The 24,292-nt window shown below is 64.5% G+C and carries 24 protein-coding genes; 14 read left to right on the plus strand and 10 right to left on the minus strand.

All coding sequences use genetic code 11. From position 1 onward, the window contains the following. Nucleotides 1-11: 11 nt before the first annotated feature. A complete protein-coding gene (locus tag ASE22_RS03215) occupies nt 12-287 on the minus strand; it encodes a hypothetical protein (RefSeq protein WP_235538115.1) in 276 nt (91 codons plus the stop codon). 127 nt (nt 288-414) lie between these two features. Here ASE22_RS03215 and ASE22_RS03220 point away from each other — a divergent pair, with 127 nt between their 5' ends. Continuing rightward, entirely contained in the window at nt 415-594 is a 180-nt protein-coding gene (locus ASE22_RS03220; RefSeq protein ID WP_056354854.1) for a hypothetical protein, read from the plus strand. A gap of 13 nt (nt 595-607) precedes the next feature. Here ASE22_RS03220 and ASE22_RS03225 read toward each other — a convergent pair whose 3' ends face one another. After that, a complete protein-coding gene (locus tag ASE22_RS03225) occupies nt 608-1,255 on the minus strand; it encodes a S24 family peptidase (protein ID WP_056354857.1) in 648 nt (215 codons plus the stop codon). Nucleotides 1,256-1,344: 89 nt separating this feature from the next. Between ASE22_RS03225 and ASE22_RS03230 the strand changes: the two genes are divergently transcribed. Beyond that, nucleotides 1,345-1,539 carry a hypothetical protein gene (locus tag ASE22_RS03230; protein ID WP_056354858.1) on the plus strand — a complete coding sequence of 65 codons (195 nt, stop codon included), beginning with the start codon at nt 1,345-1,347 and terminating at the stop codon, nt 1,537-1,539. After that, complete coding sequence (locus tag ASE22_RS03235; RefSeq protein ID WP_056354862.1) at nt 1,536-1,862, plus strand: hypothetical protein; 327 nt, start codon at nt 1,536-1,538, stop codon at nt 1,860-1,862. Before ASE22_RS03230 ends, ASE22_RS03235 begins: the two co-directional genes overlap by 4 nt. On the opposite strand, the gene ASE22_RS03240 is transcribed toward ASE22_RS03235, so the two are convergent. Both ASE22_RS03240 and ASE22_RS03245 read right to left on the minus strand, forming a co-directional pair. Continuing rightward, the gene (locus ASE22_RS03240) at nt 1,852-3,414 is read right to left on the minus strand and encodes a hypothetical protein (RefSeq protein WP_056354864.1); all 1,563 of its coding nucleotides are present in this window, start codon (nt 3,412-3,414) and stop codon (nt 1,852-1,854) included. The genes ASE22_RS03235 and ASE22_RS03240 overlap by 11 nt on opposite strands. Nucleotides 3,415-3,551: 137 nt before the next feature. Further along, entirely contained in the window at nt 3,552-4,757 is a 1,206-nt protein-coding gene (locus ASE22_RS03245) for a TIGR04063 family PEP-CTERM/XrtA system glycosyltransferase (protein WP_056354868.1), read from the minus strand. Nucleotides 4,758-4,819: 62 nt separating this feature from the next. Here ASE22_RS03245 and ASE22_RS03250 point away from each other — a divergent pair, with 62 nt between their 5' ends. Genes ASE22_RS03250 through ASE22_RS03260 form a run of 3 tightly spaced genes read left to right on the plus strand, consistent with a single transcriptional unit; the run spans nt 4,820 to nt 7,660 of the window. Continuing rightward, nucleotides 4,820-5,017, plus strand: a complete 198-nt coding sequence (locus ASE22_RS03250; protein WP_056354871.1) for a hypothetical protein — start codon at nt 4,820-4,822, stop codon at nt 5,015-5,017. Beyond that, a complete protein-coding gene (locus ASE22_RS03255; protein WP_056354874.1) occupies nt 5,010-6,467 on the plus strand; it encodes a putative O-glycosylation ligase, exosortase A system-associated in 1,458 nt (485 codons plus the stop codon). Before ASE22_RS03250 ends, ASE22_RS03255 begins: the two co-directional genes overlap by 8 nt. A gap of 11 nt (nt 6,468-6,478) precedes the next feature. Next, on the plus strand, nt 6,479-7,660 hold the full coding sequence (locus tag ASE22_RS03260; RefSeq protein WP_321163661.1) for a mechanosensitive ion channel family protein: 1,182 nt from the start codon (nt 6,479-6,481) through the stop codon (nt 7,658-7,660). 74 nt (nt 7,661-7,734) lie between these two features. Here ASE22_RS03260 and ASE22_RS03265 read toward each other — a convergent pair whose 3' ends face one another. Continuing rightward, nucleotides 7,735-8,991, minus strand: a complete 1,257-nt coding sequence (locus ASE22_RS03265) for a lipopolysaccharide biosynthesis protein (RefSeq protein WP_056354877.1) — start codon at nt 8,989-8,991, stop codon at nt 7,735-7,737. A gap of 273 nt (nt 8,992-9,264) precedes the next feature. Here ASE22_RS03265 and ASE22_RS03270 point away from each other — a divergent pair, with 273 nt between their 5' ends. From ASE22_RS03270 to ASE22_RS03305, 8 genes are read left to right on the plus strand one after another with little or no spacing between them, the layout of a single operon-like run. Beyond that, nucleotides 9,265-10,308, plus strand: coding sequence for an N-acetylneuraminate synthase family protein (locus ASE22_RS03270; protein WP_056356272.1), 1,044 nt, complete (start codon nt 9,265-9,267; stop codon nt 10,306-10,308). A 28-nt stretch (nt 10,309-10,336) separates the two neighbouring features. Continuing rightward, complete coding sequence (gene neuC, locus ASE22_RS03275) at nt 10,337-11,488, plus strand: UDP-N-acetylglucosamine 2-epimerase (protein WP_056354880.1); 1,152 nt, start codon at nt 10,337-10,339, stop codon at nt 11,486-11,488. After that, a complete protein-coding gene (locus ASE22_RS03280; RefSeq protein ID WP_056354882.1) occupies nt 11,485-12,171 on the plus strand; it encodes an acylneuraminate cytidylyltransferase family protein in 687 nt (228 codons plus the stop codon). The genes neuC and ASE22_RS03280 overlap by 4 nt, the downstream gene beginning before the upstream one ends. Before the next feature lie 42 nt (nt 12,172-12,213). Further along, on the plus strand, nt 12,214-12,966 hold the full coding sequence (gene hisF, locus ASE22_RS03285) for an imidazole glycerol phosphate synthase subunit HisF (protein WP_056354884.1): 753 nt from the start codon (nt 12,214-12,216) through the stop codon (nt 12,964-12,966). Beyond that, nucleotides 12,963-13,598: an imidazole glycerol phosphate synthase subunit HisH gene (hisH, locus tag ASE22_RS03290; RefSeq protein ID WP_056354887.1), complete on the plus strand. Its 636-nt coding sequence runs from the start codon at nt 12,963-12,965 to the stop codon at nt 13,596-13,598. Before hisF ends, hisH begins: the two co-directional genes overlap by 4 nt. Nucleotides 13,599-13,617: 19 nt before the next feature. Further along, the gene (locus ASE22_RS03295; RefSeq protein ID WP_056354890.1) at nt 13,618-14,832 is read left to right on the plus strand and encodes an N-acetyl sugar amidotransferase; all 1,215 of its coding nucleotides are present in this window, start codon (nt 13,618-13,620) and stop codon (nt 14,830-14,832) included. Next, complete coding sequence (locus tag ASE22_RS03300; RefSeq protein WP_056354892.1) at nt 14,832-16,046, plus strand: polysaccharide pyruvyl transferase family protein; 1,215 nt, start codon at nt 14,832-14,834, stop codon at nt 16,044-16,046. The genes ASE22_RS03295 and ASE22_RS03300 overlap by 1 nt, the downstream gene beginning before the upstream one ends. 8 nt (nt 16,047-16,054) lie before the next feature. Continuing rightward, nucleotides 16,055-17,509, plus strand: coding sequence for a capsular polysaccharide export protein, LipB/KpsS family (locus tag ASE22_RS03305; protein ID WP_056354895.1), 1,455 nt, complete (start codon nt 16,055-16,057; stop codon nt 17,507-17,509). Nucleotides 17,510-17,644: 135 nt separating this feature from the next. Here the strand turns inward: ASE22_RS03305 and ASE22_RS03310 are convergent, their stop codons facing one another. The 5 genes from ASE22_RS03310 to ASE22_RS03330 form a co-directional block, all read right to left on the minus strand. Then, nucleotides 17,645-18,850: a hypothetical protein gene (locus ASE22_RS03310; protein ID WP_056354897.1), complete on the minus strand. Its 1,206-nt coding sequence runs from the start codon at nt 18,848-18,850 to the stop codon at nt 17,645-17,647. Nucleotides 18,851-18,863: 13 nt separating this feature from the next. Further along, nucleotides 18,864-21,035: a GumC family protein gene (locus tag ASE22_RS03315; RefSeq protein ID WP_056354900.1), complete on the minus strand. Its 2,172-nt coding sequence runs from the start codon at nt 21,033-21,035 to the stop codon at nt 18,864-18,866. A gap of 88 nt (nt 21,036-21,123) precedes the next feature. Further along, the gene (locus ASE22_RS03320) at nt 21,124-21,816 is read right to left on the minus strand and encodes a polysaccharide biosynthesis/export family protein (protein ID WP_235536529.1); all 693 of its coding nucleotides are present in this window, start codon (nt 21,814-21,816) and stop codon (nt 21,124-21,126) included. Between the two features lie 77 nt (nt 21,817-21,893). Further along, a complete protein-coding gene (locus ASE22_RS03325) occupies nt 21,894-23,279 on the minus strand; it encodes an O-antigen ligase family protein (protein WP_056354904.1) in 1,386 nt (461 codons plus the stop codon). A 330-nt stretch (nt 23,280-23,609) separates the two neighbouring features. Then, nucleotides 23,610-24,032 (minus strand): hypothetical protein, encoded by a 423-nt coding sequence (locus ASE22_RS03330; RefSeq protein ID WP_156397369.1) that lies wholly within the window; start codon nt 24,030-24,032, stop codon nt 23,610-23,612. Between the last annotated feature and the right edge of the window lie 260 nt (nt 24,033-24,292).

Consider the following 24,292-nt stretch of genomic DNA (forward strand, 5'->3'; position numbering starts at 1 on the left):
CGAATGACGGGTCAGTGGACCGTGCCGACCGCCATATCCAGGGCCAGGACCGACAGGAAGCGCTCGATCTGGCGCCATTCGCAGAAGCGAATCGCATTGCCGAGCTCGCGATAGTGGCGGCTGCGCGCCGCGGCCTCGTCGATCGCCTGCATCCCGAACTGGCGGACCAGCTCCTCGGCCCGGTCGACGCTGTTGCGATCGGCGATGTAGAAAATCTCTTCCAAGCCCGGCCCCTTTTCGTGCGTCGCCGACAGCCATACAAGCACCATGCCGGAATGGGAAAACATCCTCGCGCCAGGCGGATGGCTGGTGAACGGGCCGTTGACCAGATCCCGTTGCGGCACACGCCGTCCCGTCCCGGGACAGGCGGGACGGGTGCTGGCGCGCCGCGCCCGCCCGTGGCATGGGACCGCCATGGACCAGAACAGCAGCAAAGCCTCACGCGCGGGCGGCGCCATCCTCGCCTTCTCGATCATCGCCGGCGCGATCGGCGGCAACCATTATGGCCAGCCGTCGCTGGGGACGCTGATCGGTACCGCCCTCGGCATAGCGATCGCGACCGCACTCTACCTCAACGATCGGTTCCGCGGCTGACGCCGCCGATGGCCTAAAGCTTCCGGCCGCACCAGAGCACCCGGCCGATCACCTGCAAGGTCGCCGGATCGAAACCCGTGATCGCCGCATGGGCCGGATTGTCGCTGTGGACGACGAGCCCCCGCTCGTCGCGGATCAGCCGCTTGACCATCAGCAGATCGTCGAGGCGCAGCACATAGATGCCGCCCGTCCGGATCTCCCTGGCGTCGCGGTCGACCAGGATGTCGTCGCCGTCATGCAGCGTCGGTTCCATCGACTCGCCCGCGACCCGGATGATCGACAGCGCCGAGCGGCGGCCGGCGCCCATGTCGCGCAGCAGCCCATCGTCGAACGCGATCGGACGGCCACGCTCCTCGATCTCGGCGATCCCGCCCGGCCCGGCGGAGGCGCCGATCGCGATCCGCGGCACCGTCACCAACGCCGATGGAGCGGGCGGACCGCCGGCGGGTCCGTCGCCCCGCCCGCCCAGCCGCGCCTCGGGAACCCGGAAATAGGCGGCCAGCTTCAGCCGATCCTCCTCGGCCAGCCGGCGCGGCGTGCCCCGCTTGATGAATTGCTGGACATAGGCCGCATTGCGTCCGAGCAGGCGCGAGATCGCGCTGTAATCCTCTCCCCGCTCGCGGATCAGGGCATCGAGGGCGCTGCGGACATCATCGGCCATTCGCCTCCAATACCGATAGGATTTTTCCTAGACAAGTAGGAAAGGAGATTAGAACATAAAGGGAACAATCGAGTCGCGAGGAGTTCGGGATGTATTTGCTGTCGATGATCGAACGCTATCTCCGCGAGAGCGGAACCACCGCCTCGCGCTTCGGCCGGGAGGTGATGGGCGATCCGGGCTTCGTCGCGACCCTGCGCCGCGGCCGCGAGCCGCGCGACGGCACGGTCCGACGGGTCCAGGCCTATATCGTCCGGGCGCGGCAAAGCGCGGCCACCGGCCGATGAGCGATCCCGTCAGGACCATTGCCAGGCGCCTGCACGACAGCTGCAAGCCCTTTGCCGAGTTGCTGCTCGATCATAGCGAAAGCGAGGATTGGCACAGCCTGCTGTTCGACGGCGGCCGCCATCGCCTCGACCTGCGGCTGCGCGGCGAGGACGTGGACGGGGCGCTGGACGCCCTGCCCGGCTGGATCGCGGCGCCCGACTTCACCATCAACGGACATCTGATCGCCGACATCAGGCTGGTCGCACTCGACCGCCGCGCCGACGAAGCCATGGTGCGGCTGGAAGCCCTGACCATCGCCGACGGTCTCGCCGTCAGCGTTTGACCATGCTCCGCAGCAGATCCAGCGTCACATGGAGCGGCTGGTCGAGCAGGTCGTCGTTGCGGCCGCCGGGAACGGCCGGCGGCGGAGCCACGGGCAGGATCGAGCCGGGTGCCGGCGCGGGAGCCGGAGGCGGCTGGATGCCGAGGGCATAGGGCGAAGCTGCGGCGATCGACGACTCATTCGCCGCGACCGGTAGCAGCACCGATGCTTCGACCGGCGGCGGTGCCGGCGCGACGTCCATCGAAGCCGGCGCGCGCGATGCTTGCTGTAGCGGAGCGGAGTCCGGTGCCGGCTCCGGGATCGGGGCGACCGGCGCCTGGGCCGTTTGCTGGGGCTCGGGCTGGATCTGCGGCTGCGGCTGCATTGGCTGCGCTTGGGACCGGGCCGCGGCGACGGCTGCCCTGCGCTGCTGCAAACCCTTTTCGAGACGAGCCAGCAATTCCTCGAGCCGGACGCGATCGAAGCCGGATTCCGGCAACGGAGGCAGCGGCGGCGGCGCGGGCTGGGACGGCGGCGCGGGCGGCGGGACCGGATGCTGCGCGATCGGCGGGGCCGACGCCGTCACAGGCGGTTCCGCCGGTTGCTGGACGACCTCCGGCACGGACGGCGCGTGGTCGAAAGGCTGCGCGGCGAGCGGTGGCCCGTCCGCCAGCGGCGGCGAACCGAACGGATCGCGTGCGGCCGGCGGCGGCGCGGCCGGTACGGGGATCGTCACGGGCTCGACATCGGGCACCGCCGGATCTTCGTAGAAGGCTGCGGGAAGCGGGTCGGACGTTCGTCCGTCGGAGCGCATGCCCGGCGCCGGCATCCAGCTTGGCAACCCAGCCGGCGATGCCACTTCGGCAGAAGGATGGGCCGCCTGCTCGCGTTCGGCCGGCTGGGACGCGGCAAGCTCCGGTAGCGGGGCGGACGGCTCGTCATGCGCCGGCCAGGACGACGGGGGCCAGGACGGCGACGGCCTTTCCTCTCGCTCGACCTGCGGCCCCTGGGTCGACGGGGACGACGAAGCCGTGGGCAGCACCAGCGGCGGCGGCGCGCCGATAACGGTGCCGGGCAGGATGCCGCCGATCGGCGGCGGGACCGGGTTGATCCCGGCCAGCGGCGAGCCGCGGTCGTCCAGCGCGGGCGCCGCCGGGGGCGGATCGCCGATGTCGGTGCGCGCGGACAGCGGCCTGCGGGCATCGCCCGACGACGGCATCGGCCATTCGGCGGCCTGGGTGCCGATCGGGGTCACCAGATCGAGCGGATCGGTCGGACGGAAATGATCCTCGTCCTCGTCCTCATAATCGTCCTCGCGGGTGCGGATCAGCGTGCTCATCCCCGCGCGGCCGAACACCAGCCAGTCGACCAGAACCCAACCGATGCCGGTGATGAGGATGCCGGCCAGAACCGAGAGCAGGGTCCGGTCATTGGGCGAGATCGGCGGCTCCGCCTGCACCATCAGGGTGGACAAGCGGGTGAAGGTCGTCACCGTCTCCAGCATGCGGATCGGCATGGCGAGCACGAAAAAAGCCGCCGCGACGCCAAGCAGCAGCGCGAGCAACGCGCCCATGACCAGGCTCGACCGGCGACGCGCTTTTGTTTGGACCATGGGAACGCTCATAATGTTTCTGTTGTCGTCCCATAATAAGGCAAAATTGGGATTCCGTTACTTTCCAGCTCTTGTCGGCCATTACTGACAAGAATGTTTTAACCCGAAGCGCCGCCGATCAATCTTTCGTAGACGGGTCGGTAGCGCGCGACATTGACGCCCCAGCTGCGTTCGCGTTCCACGAACGTCCGGGCGACCTCGCGCCGTTCGTCCCATTTTTTCCGGTCGTCGAGCAGATCGGCGAGCGCTGCGGCCAGTGCGGCCGGATCGTCGGGCGCGAACAACGTGCCGGTGACGCCGTCCTCGATCAGCTCGCGATGCCCGCCGACATCCGACGCGGCGACCAGCCGGCGCTGCGCCATCGCCTCCAGGGGCTTGAGCGGTGTCACGAGGTCGGTCAGCCGCATCGACTTGCGCGGATAGGCCAGAATGTCGATCAGGCTGTAATAGCGCTCGACCTGCTGGTGCGGCACCCGCCCGGTGAAGCGGATGCGCGCGGCGGCGGGGGATGCCGCCACCTGCGCCCGCAGCGCCTCCTCCATCGGCCCGCCGCCGACCAGCAGAAGCGCCGCGGCCGGGCGCCGCTCGACCAGCAGCGGCATCGCCGCGATCAGGTCGTCGAGCCCCTCATAGTCGTAGAAGGAACCGATGAAGCCGATCACGTCGGCCCCCTCCAGCCCCAGTTCGGCGGCGAGCGCGGTATCGGCCGGGGGCGGATCGCCGAACAGGTCCAGGTCGACGCCATTGGGCGAGACCATGATCTTGTCGGCCGCGATACCGCGCGCGACGAGGTCGGAGCGCAGCCCCTCGCAGATCACCGCCACCGCATCGGCGCGGCGTACGACATGGGTCTCGAGCATGCGGGTCAGCCGGTACATCGGCGATCCTTCCCGCCCCGTCCCGTTGCCGACCGCTGCGTCCTCCCAGAAGGCGCGGATCTCATAGAGAAAGGGGAGCTTCAGGCGACGTGCGGCGCGAAGCCCGGCCAGCCCCACCAGCGCCGGCGAATGGGCGTGCAGGATGTCGGGCTTCCATTCCGCCGCAACCTCGGCAATCCGGCGGGCAAGCGCGTTCACCTCGCGCCATTCGCCGATCGGCGCGCGCGCGGGTGCGATGGCCGGGGTCCGGCGGAAGACCAGCCCTTCCTCCTCGTCGGGATCGGGCCGCGGCGTGTTGTAGCGGGGGCCGGTGACGCCCATCACCTGCCACCCCATGGCGATCTGGGACTTCAGGATCGCCCGTGTACGAAATGTATAGCCGCTATGGATCGGCAGGCTATGATCGAGAATATGGAGGATCTTCATGCCGTGCGAACGCGCATGAAGAGGCTCGTCATGTCAACCCGAAACGGATCGGGACGCCGCCGATGATCGATACGCTTTCGCTGCTGCTGGCCCATTTCCTGCTCGGCTTCGTCGCGGTGCGGGTGCTGATGCACCCCGACCTGAATGCGGAACCCATACAGTCGGGCCGCCATTTCAAGCCGGTGCTGCCGAAGAAGCAGCCGGTTCGTCGCGCGGGCGTGGAAACGGGCGAAGCGAGGCCCGGCTCGAACCGTGCGTGATCTTTTTCTCATCAGTTTCCTCGTCGGTCTCCTGCTCGCGGGCTTCCGGCGGCCCTTTCTGTTCGTCCTCGCCTATATCTATGTCGACATCGTCTCGCCGCAGCGCCTGTCCTATTATCTGTTGAGCTCGATACCGGTCTCGCTGATCGTGTTCGTCGCCGCCTTCGTCGGCTGGGCGCTCAACGACGACAAGACCTTGAGCAAGCCGTCGCCCCGCCAGGTCGTCCTGGTCGTCCTGCTTCTGCTGTGCGGCTATACGACCATGACCGCCGATTTCCCGGAGGCTGCCGCCGAGAAATGGTCCTGGGTCTGGAAGGCTATGGTCTTCTCGATCTTCATGCCGGCCACGCTCTACACCCGCGTCCGCATCGAGGCCGTGCTGCTGTTCATGCTGCTGTCCCTATCGTCGATCGCCGTGGTCGGCGGCGCGAAGACGCTGGCGGGCGGCGGCGGCTACGGCACGCTCAACCTGATGGTCGCCAACAATAGCGGCATGTATGAGAGCAGCACCATCTCGGCATTCGCGATCTGCTCGCTCCCGCTGATCCTCTACGTTGTGAAATATTCGGCGATCGTCCCGCCGACGCTTTTCTCGCGCCTCTACTGGTATGCGCTCGCCTTTGCCTGCCTGCTGATCCCGATCGGTACCCAGACCCGCACCGGCCTGCTCTGCATCGTGCTGGCCGCCCTCCTCGAACTGCGCGCGGCCAAGCGGAGGATGCTCTATATCGGCATCATGGCAGCGATCGTCGTCGCCGGCATTCCATTCCTGCCGAAGAGCTACACCGAACGGATGGACACGATCCAGGGTTATAAGGGCGATGCGTCGGCATCGACCCGGCTCGCCGTGTGGAAATGGACGATCGACTACGCCAAGGATCATCCGTTCGGCGGCGGCTTCAACGCATATCTGAGCAACAAGCTCGAAATCGACATGAGCTACAAGACCGCCGATGGAACCGTCGTGCGCGTCGTCGGCTACGATGCCGGGCGTGCCTTTCACAATTCCTACTTCGAGATGCTCGGCGAACAGGGCTATCCGGGGCTTATCCTGTTCCTGATCGTCCACCTCGTCGGCATCTTCCGCATGGAGAGCATCCGACGAACCTATCGGAAGGTGGAAGGAGCCAATGCGTGGGTATCGCCCCTGGCCGCGGCGCTTCAGCACTCCCACCTGATCTACATGCTGGGCTGTTCGTTCGTCGGCATCGCCTTCCAGCCCTATATCTACTACATCATCGCCGTCGAAATCGGCTTCGACCGCTATGTTCAGATGCATATCAAGAAGCGCGCCTGGAACCCCTTCCGAAAGCGGAGGCGCGATATCGAGGCGGAGGAGGTCCCCGAGGAGGAACCGGTCGAGCCCGAGCCCGAACCCGCTTCTCCCCTGTCCGCCGCGGGGGAACGACGACGCACCCAACCTCGTTGGGGCACGGTAAACGGTAAATAGTGGAAGGTCGAATGTCGAAGACGGGCAACGTTGCCATCGCTGTCGAAAACAAACCGGTCATCCAGTCGCTCGACGACCTCCAGCTGTTGTCGCAGCAGACGATGGACTGGATCTCCAGCCACTATCTGAGCATCGCCATCGCCTGTGCGATCGGGGCGACCATCATCGCCGTGCTCTACGGTCTGCGCATGCTCGGCACGCGGATGTGCCGGCGCGAGCATCTCGGCCACTGGTCGCGCATCGTCGGCCGGGCGATCGCGCGCACCAACCTCTTCTTCATCGTCATGCTCGCCGCCCGGCTGGTCAGCGGCTATGCGAACCCACCCGCGGTCGTCGCGAATACGATCGGCTTCCTCTTCACCGTCGCGACGGCGGTGCAGGCCGCGCTGTGGGTCCGCGAACTGGTGATCGGCATCGTCGAGCATCGGGCCGGCGAGGAGGTTGGCGGCTCCTCCACCCTCGGCTCCGCGATCGGTATCATCCGCCTGCTCGTCACCGCGATCTGCTTCATCGTCGCGACCCTGCTGATCCTCGACAATGTCGGGGTCAACATCACCGGCCTCGTCGCGAGCCTCGGCATCGGCGGCATCGCCATCGGCCTGGCCGCGCAAGGCATCTTCGCCGACCTGTTCGCCAGCCTCGCGATCATCTTCGACAAGCCGTTCCGGCGCGGCGACACCGTGAAGTGGGACCAGACCGCCGGCACGGTCGAGTCGATCGGGCTGAAGACGACCCGCCTGCGATCGACCACGGGCGAGGAGGTGGTGATCTCGAACACCAACCTGCTCAACAAGGAGTTGCGCAATCTGGCGCACACGCTGCGGCGGCGGGCGACCCTGATGCTCGGCGTCGTCTATCAGACGCCCCCCGACGTCTGCCGCCGGATTCCGGAGATGGTCAAGGCGATCGTCACCGCGCAGGACAAGGCCGTGTTCCTCCACTGCTGCATGGTCAATTTCGCTCCCTCGTCGCTCGACTATGAGCTGCTGTTCGACGTGCTCGACGAGAATGTCGAAGTCTTCAACAGCGTCCGCCACGAGATCTGCATCGCCATCCTGGAGACCTTCGCGAAGGAAGGGATCGAGTTCGCCTATCCGACCCAGACGACCTTCACCGCCGCCCCCGACGGGACGATGATCATGCCCTATCCGGAAACGACGCTGCGAACGAGCGGCAAGACAACCCCTGCCTGATCGGGATCGGCGAGCGGAACGTCGTCCGCGCCATAACGCTGCCCGGCCCTCGGCCTGCATCGCTGCCCTGAAGGCTATTCTTCGCGCGCTGCGGACGAAGCGAGGCCGAACCGGAAGGCCGGAAATTTGCGGGAGAGCGCCCAGAAGCCGGCCAGCAGGATCGCCCCCGTCAGCGTATAGGTGGCGCTTTTCAACACCATCACTTCGACCAGCCCCAGGCGAACGCCGAAAAGCGGAGTCGCGGCAAAGGCGAGTCCCGTCGCCAGCGTCCCTGCACCGAAGGCGGCATAGTAGAGCCGGTAGCGGATCAACACGCTGAAGATCACCGCGGGCGCCGAGAACAGCGTATAGAGGATCAGTCCCGGCAGGATCAGATAAACGTAAAGGAGATCGCCCGTATATGCGGGAAGCCAGCGCTCGATCACAGGCCGGACGAGCAGGAGGACCGCCATCAGCGTCGCCAGACAATATCCGGCATTGGACAGGAAGAGGAGCCGCATCCGTTCGGTGATCACCGCCCCCTCGCCCGTGTCCCAACCCTGGATGATGCGAGGCAGATGGAGCCATTGCAGCGCGTTGGGAACCACGGCGAACAGGTTGACGGCAAGCAGGGCGAGATAGAGATGCCCGAGCGCCTCCAACCCAAGATAGCGCGTGACATACCACCGCTCCATCTGCCCGCTGAGCTGAAGCATCATACCCGACAGGAAGATCAGGAAGCCCGTCCCGAAGATGGTCCGCAACAGCGAGACGTCGAACGAAAGCCGGCGCGGGCGCAGCGAAGGCGCCTTGGTCAGAACGACGAGGATGAAGATCGCCGGCTGGATGGAAATGGAAAGGATGCAGGCCTCCAGCGGAGCCGATCGCACCGCGACCAGGGGAAGCAGGGACAGGATCGCCGACCAGATCGTCACACGGTTCAGCAAATCCAGCCGCTGCTCCGCGATCATCTGATTGTTCATCCAGTTGCGGACCAGCATCAGCAGGCCCGCGCCTATGCCCATAAGGACCACCCATGTCGCGATTTCGGCGAAACCGTTGCCTGCCACGCCACCCGCGGCCATGGTGACGATCGTCAGCACGATGAAGAAGCCATAAGCCGTATCGTTGATCCGCCGGGCTTGGGCGTCGTCCGCCGAGCAGAGCAGCCTATATCCTCCGTTGAGCAGTCCCAGATGGGCCAGGCTCACCAGCATGGTAAGGGTCTGCATGACCGTGATGATTCCGAGGCTGCGGTGGTCCAGCGCCTGCATCGTCACATAGCTGCGGACGAGGGTGATCATGTTGGCGACCACGTTCACCGTCAGGAAGGCGACCTGCCGGCCGCGCAAAATGACTCGCAATGAAGCCAGATAGGATGCCGGCAAGCTCCACATCGGATCGGAATCCCCCTGTTCGCGCTGGCCGCTCTTATCTTAACCGCATTGCGAAGCCACCCCCTTTGGCCCCCCGTCCGTCCTATGGACATTCCGACTGCGGCGATGCTAGACCGCGCCCCGTCTGCCGCTTATATTATCGTTTATATTCAAATACGTATAATAATAACCCGTCTCTGCCTGAATATTATTCTTCATTTATGATGTAATTCTTGGGACATGTCGGAAATGACGAACATATCTCTCAAAATCCGGGACAGGGACATCGGACCGGAGCATCCGCCTCTGGTCATTGCGGAAATCGGAATCAATCACGGCGGCGATCTCGACGTCGCCCGCGGCATGGTGCTGGCTGCCGCCAAGGCCGGCGCCGAATGCGTCAAGCATCAGCTCCACATCGTCTCCGACGAGATGACGGAAGAGGCGCGGAACATCTATCCGCCCAATGCCGACGTTTCGATATGGGAGGTGATGGAGCGATGCGCCCTCTCCGTCGAGGAGGAGAGGCAACTCAAGGACTATGCGGAATCTCTGGGGCTCATCTATCTCAGCACCCCCTTCTCCCGCGCCGCGGCCAATCACCTCGCCGAAATCGGCGTACCGGCGTTCAAGATCGGATCCGGCGAGGCCGACAATCTTCCCTTGATCCGGCACATCGCGCGATTTGGAAAACCGGTGATCCTCTCCACCGGCATGCAGAGCATCGAGACGATCAGACCCGCGGTCGAGATATTGCGCTCCCATGGCGTCGACTTCGCGCTGCTCCAGTGCACGAACCTCTATCCCTCGCCGCCCGAAATCGTGTCGCTGGGCGGCATATCGGAATTGCGCGCGGCATTTCCCGACGCGGTGGTCGGCTTCTCCGATCACTCCATCGGGCCCGACATGGCCATCGCCTCCGTCGCGCTCGGCGCCTGCATCATCGAACGCCATTTCACCGATAGCCGCTATCGGGAAGGGCCCGACATCTCCTGTTCGATGGACCCGGCGGAACTGCGCCACATCGTCGACAGATCCCGCGAGATCCACGTCGCGGTGCGCAACGTGAAGGCACGCAGCGTCCCCGAGGAAGCCGTCTACCGCTTCGCCCGGTCATCGGTCGTGGCCGATCGGGACCTGCCCCAGGACCATCTGCTCACCGAGGACGATATCTGGGCTCGTCGTCCGGGCAACGGAGAAATCGCCGGCTATGAATTCGACGCCGTCGTGGGCCGCCGGCTGGTCCGCGCCGTAACCAGGAACACGCAGCTCCGCTGGTCGGATCTCGTCTGATCCCGTCAGCGCAGCACAGGGCATCCGAGTGAGCAAGAAGATCATTTTCGTCACCGGCACGCGGGCCGATTTCGGCAAGCTCGAGCCCCTGGCCATCGCCGCCCGCGAAAACGGCTTCGGCGTGACGTTCTTCGTCACGGGCATGCACATGATGGAACAATACGGCCTCACCAAGACGGAAGTCCATCGCAGCGGCCTGTTCGACGTCGTCGAATATATCAACCAGCGGCAGGGGGATCCGCAGGACATCATCCTCGCCAAGACCGTGATCGGTTTCTCCGACTTCCTCAAGGAAGCGAAGCCCGATCTGGTGATCATCCACGGCGATCGCGTGGAAGCGCTCGCCTGCGCGCTGGTCTGCGCGATGAACTATGTGCTGTGCGCGCATGTCGAGGGCGGAGAAGTGTCGGGCACCATCGACGAGATGTTCCGGCACTGCAACACCAAGCTGTCCGCCGTCCACCTCGTCAGCTCCGAGCAGGCGAAGCAGCGCGTCATCCGCTTGGGCGAGGACGCCGGATCGGTGGAGGTGATCGGATCCCCCGAGATCGACATCCACGCCCAGCCCTCCGGCGTGGCGATCACGGAGGTGATCGAACGGTACGAGATAGCGAGCATCGACTACGGCATATGCATCTTCCATCCCGTGACGTCGGAGGTCGCGACCTTGGGGGCACAGGCCGCCTCGCTTTTTTCGTCCCTCGCCGAGACGAACCGGTATTTCGTCGTCATCCTGCCGAACAACGATCCCGGCTCGGAGGATATCCTGCAAGAGATCAGGCGATTGCCGGCCGCCCGCTTCCGCGTTCTTCCGTCACTGCGCTTCCACTATTTTTCGGAACTCCTGAAGAATGCCAAGGTGATGATCGGCAATTCGAGCCTGGGGGTGCGCGAGGCGCCCTTTCTCGGCGTCCCGTCTCTCGACCTCGGCACCCGCCAGACCAACCGGGCAACCGCCCCTTCCATCTTCAAGGCTTCGGCGTTGGATCGCGATGCGATCGGCAGCTTCGTGGACGACAATTGGGGCAAGCGCTTCGAAAGCCATCTCGCCTTCGGCGCAGGGCAATCGCGGGAAAAATTCCTGAAGCTTCTCCTGGACGAGGGCTTCTGGTCGCGTCCCCTGCAGAAATATTTCCACGAGGATCCGCTCGATGACGACGCGACGGTCGGCCTGTCATGATCGGGATCATACCCGTGCGGGCCGGCTCTAAGGGCCTGCCCGGCAAGAACGTCAGGCCGCTTCTCGGCAAGCCTCTTTATCGTCATGCCGTCGACCAGGCCCTTCGCACGCTGGACGGGTGCGTGATATCCACCGACATTCCCGAAATCCTGTCGTCGGGGGATCTTCCGGAACGGTGCCGGATCGTGAAGCGCCCTGAGGACCTTGCCGCCGACGACACCCCGATGGCCCCCGTCATTGCCCATGCGATCGATATGCTTGCCGATGCGACCGACATTGTCGTGCTGCTTCAGGCGACATCCCCGCTACGCAGCGATGCCGACATCCGCGCGGCCGTCGAGCTCCATCGGCATGGCGGCTTCGACCTCACCATGTCGGTGACCCGGGCCGAATCCTCCATTCTGAAATATGGCTATATCGAGGACGGCAAGTTCGTCGCGGTCTCCCATCCGGAATATTGCTTCACCAACCGCCAGAAGCTCCCGGCGGTCTATCGGCCGAACGGGGCGATATACGTGATCTCGGTGCCCGCCTTCCGGCGCTACGGAGGGCTGGCGATGCCGGAAATCGGCGCGTTCGAGATGCCGGCGGAACGTTCGGGAGATATCGACATCCTGTCGGATTTCGTGTTGATGGAAAACCTGATGCGCGCAAATGGAGCGACGGATTCCGGGGTCCGCTAGCCTTGATCCGCACGGATCGCACCAGTGGGGATAGAAGATCGGATGAGAGTCGTCGCCAGAATCGACGTCAAGAATGAATGGGTGATCAAGGGGATACATCTCGAGGGCCTCCGGAAAGTCGGCGAGCCCGTCGAGATGGCGAAGGCCTATTATGACGCCGGTATCCAGGAAATCATGTTCATGGACGCCGTCGCCAGCCTCTATGATCGCAACAACCTGTTCCACATCATCGAGCGCGCCTGCGAGAATGTCTTCGTCCCGATCGCCATCGGCGGCGGTCTTCGTTCGCTCGGGGACGTGGCCAAGGCGCTCGACGCGGGCGCCGACAAGGTCGTGATCAACACCGGCGCCGTCCGCAACATCCAGCTGGTCACGGATATCGCCACCCGCTTCGGTTCGCAGTGCATCATCGGATCGATCGAGGCGAAGCGGACCGCGCAGGGCTGGGAAGCCTATATCGACAACGGCCGGGAGCCGACGGGCCTCGACGTGATGGACTGGGCGCGCAGACTCGAGGACGCCGGGATCGGCGAGCTGCTGATCACCTCGATCGACCAGGAGGGCACCAAACGCGGTTTCGACGTCGCGCTGATCGAAGCCGTCCACGGCGCCACCTCGCGGCCGATCATCGTCAGCGGCGGTTATGGCGCCCCCGCCCATCTCGACGCATTGTTCGACCGGACCGATCCCAGCGCGATCGCCTTCGCCTCCGCGCTCCACTATCGCGAAGCCTCGGTAGATCAGCTCCTGTCGGAGGTTGCCAGGCTCATGCACAGGGACGTTCCGGCCTCATGAGCGTCGTCGGCATCATCGATTATGGCGTGGGGAACCTGCGCAGCATCGCCAACGCGCTGCGCGCCGTCGGAGCAAGGCATATCCTGTCCGCGAGCCCCGCCGAGCTCCTCGGCTGCGATCGCCTCATCCTTCCGGGAGTCGGAGCCTTTGCCCACGGCATGGATGCCCTGAAGCAACGGGGCCTCGATGGATTCATCCGTGATCGCGCCGAATTGGGAACCCCGTTGCTGGGCATCTGCCTCGGCATGCAGCTCCTACTCGAAAGCTCGAGCGAGTTCGGGACAACGCAGGGCCTGGGCCTGCTGCCTTCCGCGGTGGATCGGATAGGCGCCACTTCGGCGGATGGCGAGAAGCGGCGGCTGCCCAACGTCAACTGGCTCCCGCTCGACCTGACCCTGCCGCCGGCAGGTCTCGCACGGCGCCTGCTGGCCGACATGCCCGCCGCAGCCCGCTTCTATTTCGTGCATTCCTACTGCGCGCCGGCCGCCTCCCCCGCAACAGCCGCCACCGCACGCTATCAGGGGATCGACTTCGCCGCCGTCGTCGCCCAGGACAATATCGTGGGTACGCAGTTCCATCCCGAAAAGAGCGGGGCGGATGGCCTGCGCATCCTCAGCCATTTCGTTGCTTAGCCGTTCGGAGAAACCCCTGATGTCGTCCGCCCAGCCCGAGCCCTTCTTCGGACTTCCCGCCAATGTCGTCTTCTGTCGAAAATGCGTGATCTCGAACCAACGGCCCAGTTCGACGGTCGAGTTCAAGCACAAATCCGATGAGAAGAAGGCGACCATCGGCTTCAGCGACGACGGAATCTGCGACGCCTGCAGATATCAGGACGTCAAGGCCGGCACGATCGACTGGAAGAAGCGCGAGGATCAGCTCGTCGCGATGCTCGACCGCTATCGCCGGACCGACGGTGGCTATGACGTCGTGGTCCCCGGCAGCGGCGGCAAGGACAGCGCCTTCACCTCGCACATCCTGAAATATCGCTATGGGATGAATCCCCTCACCGTCACCTGGGCTCCGCACCTTTATACCGACATCGGCTGGAAGAATTTCGAGGCCTGGTGCCATGTCGGCGGCCACGACAACATCCTCTTCACGCCGAACGGCAAACTTCACCGCCTCCTGACGAGCCTCGCCTTCAAGAATCTCCTCCACCCGTTCCAGCCCTTCATCGTGGGCCAGCGGATCATCGGTCCGCTCATGGCCGCGAAGTTCGGGATCGAGCTGGTCATGTATGGCGAGAACCAGGCCGAATATGGCAATAACGTCGACGACAATTACGTCCCGACGATGGACACCAAGTTCTTCACCACCCAGGATCCCTACGCGATGAGGCTCGGCGGAGTCACCATCGCCGATATCATCAAGGATCACGGATACACGATCAACGATTTCACGCCCTACATCCCGCCCAGCGCGGACTATCTGGCCAAGCAGAACGTCGTCGTCCATTATCTTGGATATTATCTGCGGTGGGATCCGCAGGAATGCTATTATTATGCCGTGGAAAATACGGGTTTTCAGGCGAATTCCGAACGTACGCCCGGTACCTATTCGAAATATTCGAGCATCGACGACAAGATCGACATGTTCCATTACTACACGACGCTGATAAAGTTCGGCATCGGCCGCGCCACCTATGATGCGGCTCAGGAAGTCCGGAACGGCAAGATCACCCGCGAGGAAGCCGTTCACCTCGTCCGAAAATATGATCAGGAATTCCCGTCGAAATATTATCCCCAATTCCTTGAATATGTTGGCATGACCGATGCCGAGTTCTGGGAGACCGTCGACCGCTTCCGTTCCCCCCATCTCTGGGAGAGGGAAGGGAATGACTGGAAGCTTCGGCATCAGGTCGCTTGATGCCGAACATCTCGCCGCTCCGCATTCTGCACGTCGCCAGCTTCTCGGGTAATATCGGCGACAACGCCAATCACATGGGCTTCCGCCCCTGGATCGAGAGGCTGGTCGACCGGCCCGTCGTCTGGACCCAGCTCGAGATCCGCGAATTCTACTGGAAGGAGCGGATGTGGGACGACGATTTCGTCGCGCAGGTGAATGCGCATGACCTGGCGGTCATCGGCGGCGGAAACTACTTCGAGCTTTGGGTGGATTCATCGCCGACCGGCACCTCGATCGCGATCGACCCGGCGACCTTCGCGCGCATCAAGACCCCGATCTTCTTCAATGCGCTGGGCGTCGATCCCGGCCAGGGGGCGTCGGAGACCGCGCTGGCCCGCTTCCGGGCCTTCCTCGACACGCTGCTCGCAAGCCCGAACCATCTCGTCAGCGTGCGCAACGATGGCGCATCGGCCAATCTGGCGCGCTGGGTCGGCCAGGCCTATGCTGAGGCGATCGACACCATTCCGGACGCCGGCTTCTTCGTCGCACCGGCCCTCGCCCGCCTGCTCCCCACGCCGCGCGAGGAAGGGCCGAGGCCGCCCCGGTTTGCCGTCAACATCGCCAGCGACATGGCGGACATCCGTTTCGGACAATTTGACGATCGGGACGGCCGGTCGGCCTTCGCCGCGGAATTCGCGCATGCGCTGGAAAACCTCGCGGCGGCCCGTCCCGAGGCCGAGATCGTCATGGTGCCCCACATCTTCCGCGACCTGGAGATCATCTCCGAGGTGATAGGACATCTCGGCGACCGGCTCCGCCGCACCCGGCTGTCCGTGGCGCCCTATGGAAGCGGGAACCGGGCGGCGCTGGGGGCGCTGCGTATCTACGAGCAGTCGGACGCCGTCCTCGCCATGCGCTTCCACGCGAATATCTGTCCCATCGGCCTCGGTCGGCAGACGATCGGCCTGAACTGCTATCCGCAGATCGCCAATCTCTATTCCGAATTGGGCCAGCCAGATCGGGCGCTCGATATTTCCCGGCCGGGTTTTTCGGCCGCCCTCACCAGCGTCGCACTGGACGCCCTCGATGCTCCGGACCGTTTCCTGGCCTCCCCCGCAGCCGCGAATGCGCGCGTCTTCGATCTGCGGGAAGCATTCGAGCCGAAAATCTCGGCCTGGCTCGATCGCCATGGACTGGCGGCCGGACGCACCACCTCCAATCCTCTCGCCCGATGAGCCCAGCCTTGAAAACGATCGTCCTCTTTCACCGGCTCGAACTGACCAACCTGTACGTCGACATCGGCCGGCATCTCGGCGACCGGATGAAGATCATCCACCTTGCCTATTCGGATCACGAGGTCGACCTGCTGCGCAGGAGCGGGGTCGAAGGACCGATCGTTCACTTCAAGGACGAGGTGCGCGCGTTATGGCGGGAGTTGCCGGTACCCGATCCCGGCCTGCTGCAGCAGATCGACGACACGATCATCGAGCAGACCCAGGGCGCTTTCACCCTGAACGGCGCGATCCAGAGCGACCGCGGCTTCGTCTCGCTCGACAATGAAGAATGCCTGCGGCTGGCTGCAGCCTATTACCGCTTCTGGGATCGGTTCGTCGCGGAGAATGGCGTCGACTACGTCATTCACGAAACCCCTTCCCTCCTGTTCAACGTCATCGCAGCGATCATCCTGGCCAAATATGGCGGCCAGTATCTCTACAACATCATGGTCCCCTCCGAAGCGGGCAGCCTTCAATATCTGTCCATGCACGGCTTCGACTTTTCCTGCGACGACATCGATCGGGCGATCGGGCAGGTCGGAAGCGGCGAGATCGCGGTCGATGCGGATCGGTGCGCCCGCTTCATAGCGGAATATCGAAAGGACCTTTCGGTTTTCCTCGGGAGCTCGATTTCGCGAAATGCGAACTTGCCGAGGCTTTTCGCCGGCTCGGTGCGCAACAGGCTGCACCTGGCGCTGAACCGCCGCAAATTCGACCGACATGTGGACAATGTCGACTATTGGGACCTGCGGCGGAACGTCGCCGGCCAGAAACTGTCGAACCTCATCGCCTACCGGTCCGGCATCGACTTCGACGATTTCGATCCATCTGTCCCCTATTATTTCTACGGCTTCCAGCTGGAGCCGGAGGCCGGCGTCTACTATCAGGGGCACGGCCTCTACATGAACCAGGTCAAGCTGATCCAGAACATCGCCGCCCAGCTTCCTGCCGGCACTGTCCTGTACGTAAAGGACCATCCACATGATCATGGCTATCGCGAAGCGGTCGACTATCGTCGGCTGACGCAAGTCCCGAACATCCGGCTGCTGCCCAGCCATATTCCTGCACGCCAGTTGATACAGAAGGCCCAGGGCGTGATGACGATCACCGGCACGGCCGGTTTCGAAGCAATCCTGATGGGAAAGACCGTTTTCGCCTTCGGGAAGACCTTCTATTCGGCCTGCCCCCTCGTCGTTCCGATCCGGAATATCCGCGACCTTCGCGAACAGGTCTATATGCGCCGCGGCAGGCAATATGACGACGCGAGGGAGATTTTTCCGTTCGTCATGGCGTTCCTGGCGGCATCGCGCCCGGGGCTGATCGACTATTATGGGGGCCGATCAACCAAATATGGCGTCGATCTCGACGAGAATGCTCGAAAAATCGCCGACATGCTCGTGGAAAAAGCGCTCGGAACCCCGTGACGAACGGGACGGCATCCGCCTGAGCGGGCAATCGACATGGTCGGGTTGGGCGCGCCCGGCGATCACCGGCGAGGACGATAAGCCCGCTCGATCATGCCGGCGTCGCTCCTCGCCGGCGTGCCGTTCCGCCAGGCATTACTGGCGGGCCAGTTCCAGACTGTCGACGATTATTTCCGCATCTTCCTGATCGCCACTGCCCGCGACGACGAGGGACAATTGCTGTCCCGCGCAATCGGCCGGAACCTCGAACTGGCCGGCATAATGGGAGGATGTCCTGCGCACCGGTAGTTCGAGCGACCAGACCGGGCGGACCATGGTACTCGGCAGGCAGATCATCTCCCACTTCGCGGCCGCCATGACGTCCTCCTGCGGCGTTTCGACCTGCTGGCTGAACCGGTAGCGTCCCGCCGGCAACAACAGCGTCCGAACGGCGACCCTCCCCGGCCGCGGCGTCGAGACGCGGACGTGGAGGCGGCCGCTATCGTCTCGCTGGCCGCTCAGGTCCTGCCGGTCGACGAACGACCAGGCGAAAGAACCGAACCGGGGATCGGTCGTGGTCTCGGTGAAGCCGGGGTCGGTCGCGATGCCAGCGGCACCAAGCTGGCGTAGATAAGCGCCCGCCAGCTGGAAATCTCCCTCGGCGGCGACCGCGCTCAATATCCTCGAATCGAGCCCGACATAGATTGGCGAACGCGGCAGCCCGCCGGCGGCGATGACGAGCGCGCCGACATATTTGCCGGCCTCGCCATCGGCCAGGGCATGGCGCATCAGGCCCGGAACCCAGTCGCGCGACTCTCGTACATAAGGTACCAGCGCCGCACGCAGGCCCGGGTCGAACAGCGCTGCGGACAGCGCCGGATACATCAGTTCGCCGGCGACGAGGCTGGTCGTCAGCGCTTCGTCGAAGTGACGCATCACGGCAACCGCATCGCCGCGATCCAGCGCCGCCTCGATGAGCAGCCAGGAGGTACCGAGTTCGCGGCGGGTGACGTCGTGCGACAGCCCCAGCAACCGGTCGGCCGCCTGGGGCCTACCAGCCATGCTCTCCGCCACGGCGATCTGTCGCAGCGCCGCCGCCGTCAGAGGATCGGACCGCAGGGCGCGGCGAGCGATCGCCGCCACGGCGTCGGCCCGCGCCGCGTTCATCTCCACATCGGCGTGTCGCTGATCCTCCCGCAAGGTCAGCGACAGGGCGTCGTCGGGCCGTAACCGCAGGGTAAGATCGGGATCGGCGATACGCCACCGATTGGCGGTCGCGTTGATCCCCGCGGCCAGCGCCAGGCCCAGCGAGCCCAACCCCAGCAGGGCTTTGCCCCAAGACCTGACAATCGGTCGATCCACCCCGCGCGCGCCTTCAGGCGGCCTTGTTCTCGGCATTGTCGCCATAGCTGTAGCCATAACCATAGCCGTACCCATAGCCATAAGCGAGTTCGCTCGCCTTGAGCTTGGTCAGCACCGTGCCGAAGATGTGGGTGTTCACCATGCGCAGACGGCTGATCGCCGCCCGGATACCGCGCACCGCCGCCCCCTCGGCCTGGATCACCAGCACCGCGCCCTCGACCGCGCGACCGAGCAACGGCGCATCCGACAGGCCCAGGATAGGCGGGGCATCGATGACGACATGGTCGTACAGGCCCTGCAGTTCGTTGACGATGTGCCGGATGCGATCGCTGCTCAGCAGTTCGGCCGCGCTCGGCGGCGTCGGCCCGGAGGTGAGCACGGATACGCCCCTGTACGGGGTGGTCCGGATCAACGCCGAGACGTTGTCGTCGCCGGCCAGTGCATTGCTGAGACCCGCCGCATTGTCGAGCCCGAGCAGGTGGTGGACGTCGGGCGAACGCATGTCGCCGTCGACCAGCAGGACGCTCTTGCCTGTCCGCCCGATGATTCGGGCGAGCGCGTAGGAGGTCGTCGACTTGCCTTCCGCCGGCTGCGTGCTGGTGACGATGAAGGATCGCGGCAGCCCATGATCGGTGGTGAAGGCGAGATTCGACCGGATCGTGAAATAGGCTTCCGAGAAATAGGATTTCGGGTCCTCGATACCTTCGGCGACGCTCGCATCGGTGAGGGGTACATGGCCAAGCATCGGCAAGTGGAACAGTTGCTGGATCTGGCCGGGATGGCTGACGCCTTCGTCGATCTGTTCGAGTCCGAGCGTCGCGACGACCGCCATGCCCAGGCCGATGACCAGCGCCAGCGCCATGTTCTTCGGCAGGCTGGGCGCCGAGGGGGCCGACGGCACGTCGGCCTGATCGACGACGACGATATTGCTGACGCCGACCGAGCCGGCGATGCCGATCTCCTTGTAGCGCTGCAACAGCGCATCGTAGAGCTGCCGGTTGGTGTCGGCTTCGCGCTGGTAGATATTATACTGGATGGCGTCGTGCTGTTGCTTGTCGAGACGGCCCTTCAGCGCCGCGACCTGGTCGCGCAGGTCATTCTCACGCTTCACTGCCTCCTGATAGCTGAGCGAACGGCTGTTGCCGACGCGCGCCGTCTCGCGGGCGATCGCCTCGTCGAGCGACTTGATCTGCATCATCAAGGCCTTGGCGCTCGGATAATTAGGCTCGAAACGCACGATCATCTTCGCATATTCGGACGCGATGTCCGCGCGCTTCTGCCGAATCTGGGCGATGGTCGGATTGGTGATCGCCTCGACATTGTCGTCGCCGCCACGGGCGGAAAGACGGCTCTCGGCCGCGATGCGGTCGGCACGCGCCATGTTCAGCGCGGCGTTGAGCGCCTCGAGATCGCTTGCGACCATGGTCCGCTGGACCTGAGTCTTGCCGTCGCTTCCCCGGGACGTATCGAGCGTGACGATATCGTTGCGCGACGCATAGCTCACCACGTCGCGTTCGGACTGTTCCATCCGCGCCCGCAGGTTGGCGAGCCGCTCCTCCAGGAAGCTGCGGGCATCGGCGGTGGATGCCAGCTGGCGATCCATGCTGGCGGCGATGAACTGCGTCGACCAGGCGTTGACGACCTCCGCCGAGATGCCCGGCGAGCGGCTGGTATAGGTGAGGTTGACCAGGCGCGAACGGCGGACGGGCTCGACCTCGATATTGTTGAGCAGCAACCGGGACGCCATCTTCTCGCGGGCGGCCACCTGCTTCGCGGTCAGGTTGGAACGACCGCTTGCGCCGAACTTCTCGCTGTCCAAGGTCACGCCATGCGCCGTGAAGAACTCGTCCCGCCGCGCAAGGCCCAGATGTTTCGCGACCCGCTGCCCCAGCGAGCGGGACTGAAGCAGCGCATATTGAGTTTCGTAGAATTCGAGGTCGCGATCGGCGGTGGCGGAATCCAGCCCCTGCACGTTCGTGACCTTCTTCTGATCGCGGCTGATCTCGATCTGTACCTTCGCGGTATAGCTCGACGGCGTCAAAAGCGTGATGATCAGGCCGATCGCCAGGGCACCGGCGATCACCGCACCGATCAGCCAGCGCCAGCGGACCGCCGTATGCCAATACTGCTTGAGGATCGGCGGGACGGCGTAGCTGTCATTGGCGTGGGGATTCTGCCCCTCCATGGGGGTCTGGGAGTTCGGCGATCCGCCCCCTGCAACTTCTGCCGCTTGACGCATCAAATTCTTCCACAAACAAGGATCGCGCGATCCATTACAGCCGGTCCACGGCAACGATGAGCGGCGTCGTGAGCAACGGCATGACCTGGAGGATATCCTTGAAGGTCCGCCGTGCCTTCGATTCGCCGACCACGATGACGTCGTTGGCATATATGTCGGGATCGACATAGGCGCCGATGCGGATGGCCTTCAGACTGTAGAGCGCCGCATATTGCTCGCCCTTCACAGTCCGGAAGACGACCACCTCGTTGAGCTTGGCGAATTCATCCGTGCCGCCCGCCAGCGCGACCGCGCGCAACAACGTCATCCGGCCGATCACCGGGAACAGGCCCGGCTTCTTGACCTGGCCTTCCACCGTGACGACCTGGCTGACGGTCTGCTCGAGATTGACCGTCACCTGCGGATTGCGGACATAGTTCGCCGCCAGCTTCTGTTGCAGCAGCTTTTCGATGTCGCCCGGCGTCAGGCCGGAGATGTTCAGCACGCCCACCAGCGGGAAGGAAATGCGACCGCTGGCATCGACCTGGACCTTGCGGTTGGACAGTTCGTCGATGCCGAACACGTCGATCGCCAGCTTGTCGAACGGGCCGACGATATAGGGCCGGTCGGCCTCGGCCATGTCGGACCGGTCGGGCGGCGGCATTTCGGTCGCGTCGAGCACCTGCAGATGAGCCGCGCCGCCGATCTTGGGCGTGCTGGCGCAACTCGCCAGCATCAGCAAGGCCATGAGGGCCACCGGCCCCTTACGCCAGGGACGCGAGCCGCCGGACGAGGATTTTCGCTGAAGAAACAAGAACAAGCCCCTCAAACCCCTTCTGTCGCCGCCCGATCGGGCTCAAGCGAACTTATCCATAGGACTATGACACAAAAGAGGCACATCAGGGATGGTACGCGCAAGGGATAGTCGCCGAAACTTGCCACGCCGAAAATCGCCACCATCCACAGGCCCGCACCTCCGAGCAGAACATTGCCGCCGCGACGGCCCCGCGCGCGCCACCATCGTACCGCCATCGCGAAGAACGCGATCACCGCTATGCCCAAGAGAAGAAGCGCGGGCAATCCACCCGTGATCATCACCTCCAGCCAGTCGTTGTGCGCATGGGCGAACTGCGAGGTCGCGAGCAGTCCGTGCGGTTCGTGAATCCTGAACAGGTCCGCGAACGCACCGAAGCCTCCGCCCACCGGAAAATAGGCCATGCCCGTCGCGAACATCGATCCCCAGGCGCGGTATCGGACACCCTCGGCCGCGGTCGGATCGACGATCCGGTCGATCGCCACCGCGCGCCCCACCACGACCGTGGCCACCACGAGCGCGAGGATCGCCAGCCCCACGACCACAGGCACGATGCGCGCCCGCTTGCCGGGAGGGGTTCCGCGGGCACTGCCCGGCATCGTGTAGAGGAAGGGAATGCTCGCCAGTCCGATCACCATCGTGACCAGGCCGTTGCGCGACCCGGTAACGAGGAGGAGGGGAAGCAGGAACGCCCCGATCGCCAGCGCGGCGACGGTGCGCAGCCGGGGATCGATCGCCGATGGCCGTGCCGACGATGCGAACGCCGCCAGCAGCGGAAACAGCGAGGCCAGGAAGACGGCCTGATGGTTGCGGTTGGCGAACAGCCCGACCGCCGATCCGTGGTTGGTCACGCGATACAGATAGAGGGGGCCTTCGGGATCGCCGCCGAGTTGCAGGGCCGCGACCAGCGCACTGAGCAGGCCGATACCGATGACGAGCACGGCGATACGCCACCGGTCATGATCGTTCAATCGCGTCGCGAGGATCAGGGCGGCGAGTGGCGGAATCAGCGCGAACAGCGCATTCCAGGTCGCCGTCGGAACCAGACTGATCGGCCGCCACACCGCGCCAAGCCCGGCGGCGGCGTCGATGTCCGCGATCAGTTCCCGTCCCGGAAACATCCGCCAGACCGCGGGGGGCAGCGGCACGAGGTGGAGCAGGACCAGCCCGGTGACCGCAACCGCCATGCCATGGACGAAACGATAGCGCCGCAGGTGGCTGCGGGTGAAACCCCAAAGGCCGAATCCCAGCAGGAGCGCGCAGGCAGGCCTTAGCACGACCAGCGAAGCGATGTCGGAGCGCGAGCCGCCGCCGGTCAGGAAGACGAGAAGCAGCAACGCGGCCAGCGCCCAGAAGGAGACATCCGGTCGCCGTGCACCTGCAACCGAAATCCTCATGCGATCGCCCGATTACCGCAATTCGCCTCGAAACCGGTCAATGCCATGGCCGCGACGTCACCCCCATGCGAAGGACGGTCGAATCGCCCTCTCGCCATCCCCATTCGGTACGGGACCCGCATAGCCCCGCGACACTCCTACGCTGTGACTCGCCGCACAGCCAAGCCATTAATGCATGGGGGAAAAATGGAGCTATCGCGCGACGCGCGTCCCCGCCCCGCCGTGCTGCGGGCCGATGACGACGTCGTTCCGGGATCGGCACAGGCTGACCCGCAAAATAAAAAGGGCGGCTCACGCCGCCCTTTCGATTTACCGATTACAGCGCCACGATCACGGGCTGTTGTCGCCGCCACCGCTCGAGGCCGCCGTGGCGACGCCAGCTGCAGCCGCGACGCCAGCGACCGCCCCGGCAACGCCGAGGCCGCCAGCGACACCCGCGCCGGCAGCAGCAGCACCCGCGCCGGCCGCGCCAGCGCCTGCGGCGCCCGCTCCAGCAGCACCCGCACCGGCACCGGCACCCGTGCCGGTCGCGCCAGCACCGGCCGCGCCCTCGAGCTGGGCCAGCTCTACGTTATTCTTGCGCGCGACTTTCTTGTTGAGACGCACGACCATGCCAGCCCGCATCTTCGAACCAATCGCCTTGACGGCGGCACGGCTCAACGTGGTGCCCGCTTCGGGAACCGAGGCAGCGATCGGCGCCGCCAGCAATGCAGCGACTGCAAGCGACGATGCAATTTTACTAAAGCTCTTCACTACTGCCTCCTTAAAAGGTCGGACCTGTCATAACCACAGCCCTGGCCACATGCAATGCGAAAAAATCCTCCGCGGGACCGGTTTATACTGTCCAATCGGCGCCAAACCTTGGTATAAATGCCGCTAGGGCGAGTTGGTTTCATTGCCGTTCGGCAATCAGGGGGGAGCACTCCGATCAGATTCACCGAATCCGTCTGTAGCAGCGTCCGGCGCACGCGATGTGCGCTGGATCACCGCATCCATGCCGCTCGATAGCCAGA

The sequence above is a fragment of the Sphingomonas sp. Root720 genome, from assembly GCF_001428605.1.
Classification (GTDB): Bacteria; Pseudomonadota; Alphaproteobacteria; order Sphingomonadales; family Sphingomonadaceae; genus Rhizorhabdus.

Coding starts and splice junctions, on each gene's coding strand:
- ASE22_RS03215 (WP_235538115.1), bottom strand. CDS start 287: ATGTTTTCCCATTCCGGCATGGTGCTTGTATGGCTGTCGGCGACGCAC.
- ASE22_RS03220 (WP_056354854.1), top strand. CDS start 415: ATGGACCAGAACAGCAGCAAAGCCTCACGCGCGGGCGGCGCCATCCTC.
- ASE22_RS03225 (WP_056354857.1), bottom strand. CDS start 1,255: ATGGCCGATGATGTCCGCAGCGCCCTCGATGCCCTGATCCGCGAGCGG.
- ASE22_RS03230 (WP_056354858.1), top strand. CDS start 1,345: ATGTATTTGCTGTCGATGATCGAACGCTATCTCCGCGAGAGCGGAACC.
- ASE22_RS03235 (WP_056354862.1), top strand. CDS start 1,536: ATGAGCGATCCCGTCAGGACCATTGCCAGGCGCCTGCACGACAGCTGC.
- ASE22_RS03240 (WP_056354864.1), bottom strand. CDS start 3,414: ATGGGCGCGTTGCTCGCGCTGCTGCTTGGCGTCGCGGCGGCTTTTTTC.
- ASE22_RS03245 (WP_056354868.1), bottom strand. CDS start 4,757: ATGAAGATCCTCCATATTCTCGATCATAGCCTGCCGATCCATAGCGGC.
- ASE22_RS03250 (WP_056354871.1), top strand. CDS start 4,820: ATGATCGATACGCTTTCGCTGCTGCTGGCCCATTTCCTGCTCGGCTTC.
- ASE22_RS03260 (WP_321163661.1), top strand. CDS start 6,479: ATGTCGAAGACGGGCAACGTTGCCATCGCTGTCGAAAACAAACCGGTC.
- ASE22_RS03270 (WP_056356272.1), top strand. CDS start 9,265: ATGACGAACATATCTCTCAAAATCCGGGACAGGGACATCGGACCGGAG.
- ASE22_RS03280 (WP_056354882.1), top strand. CDS start 11,485: ATGATCGGGATCATACCCGTGCGGGCCGGCTCTAAGGGCCTGCCCGGC.
- hisF (WP_056354884.1), top strand. CDS start 12,214: ATGAGAGTCGTCGCCAGAATCGACGTCAAGAATGAATGGGTGATCAAG.
- hisH (WP_056354887.1), top strand. CDS start 12,963: ATGAGCGTCGTCGGCATCATCGATTATGGCGTGGGGAACCTGCGCAGC.
- ASE22_RS03295 (WP_056354890.1), top strand. CDS start 13,618: ATGTCGTCCGCCCAGCCCGAGCCCTTCTTCGGACTTCCCGCCAATGTC.
- ASE22_RS03300 (WP_056354892.1), top strand. CDS start 14,832: ATGCCGAACATCTCGCCGCTCCGCATTCTGCACGTCGCCAGCTTCTCG.
- ASE22_RS03315 (WP_056354900.1), bottom strand. CDS start 21,035: ATGGAGGGGCAGAATCCCCACGCCAATGACAGCTACGCCGTCCCGCCG.
- ASE22_RS03320 (WP_235536529.1), bottom strand. CDS start 21,816: ATGGCCTTGCTGATGCTGGCGAGTTGCGCCAGCACGCCCAAGATCGGC.
- ASE22_RS03325 (WP_056354904.1), bottom strand. CDS start 23,279: ATGAGGATTTCGGTTGCAGGTGCACGGCGACCGGATGTCTCCTTCTGG.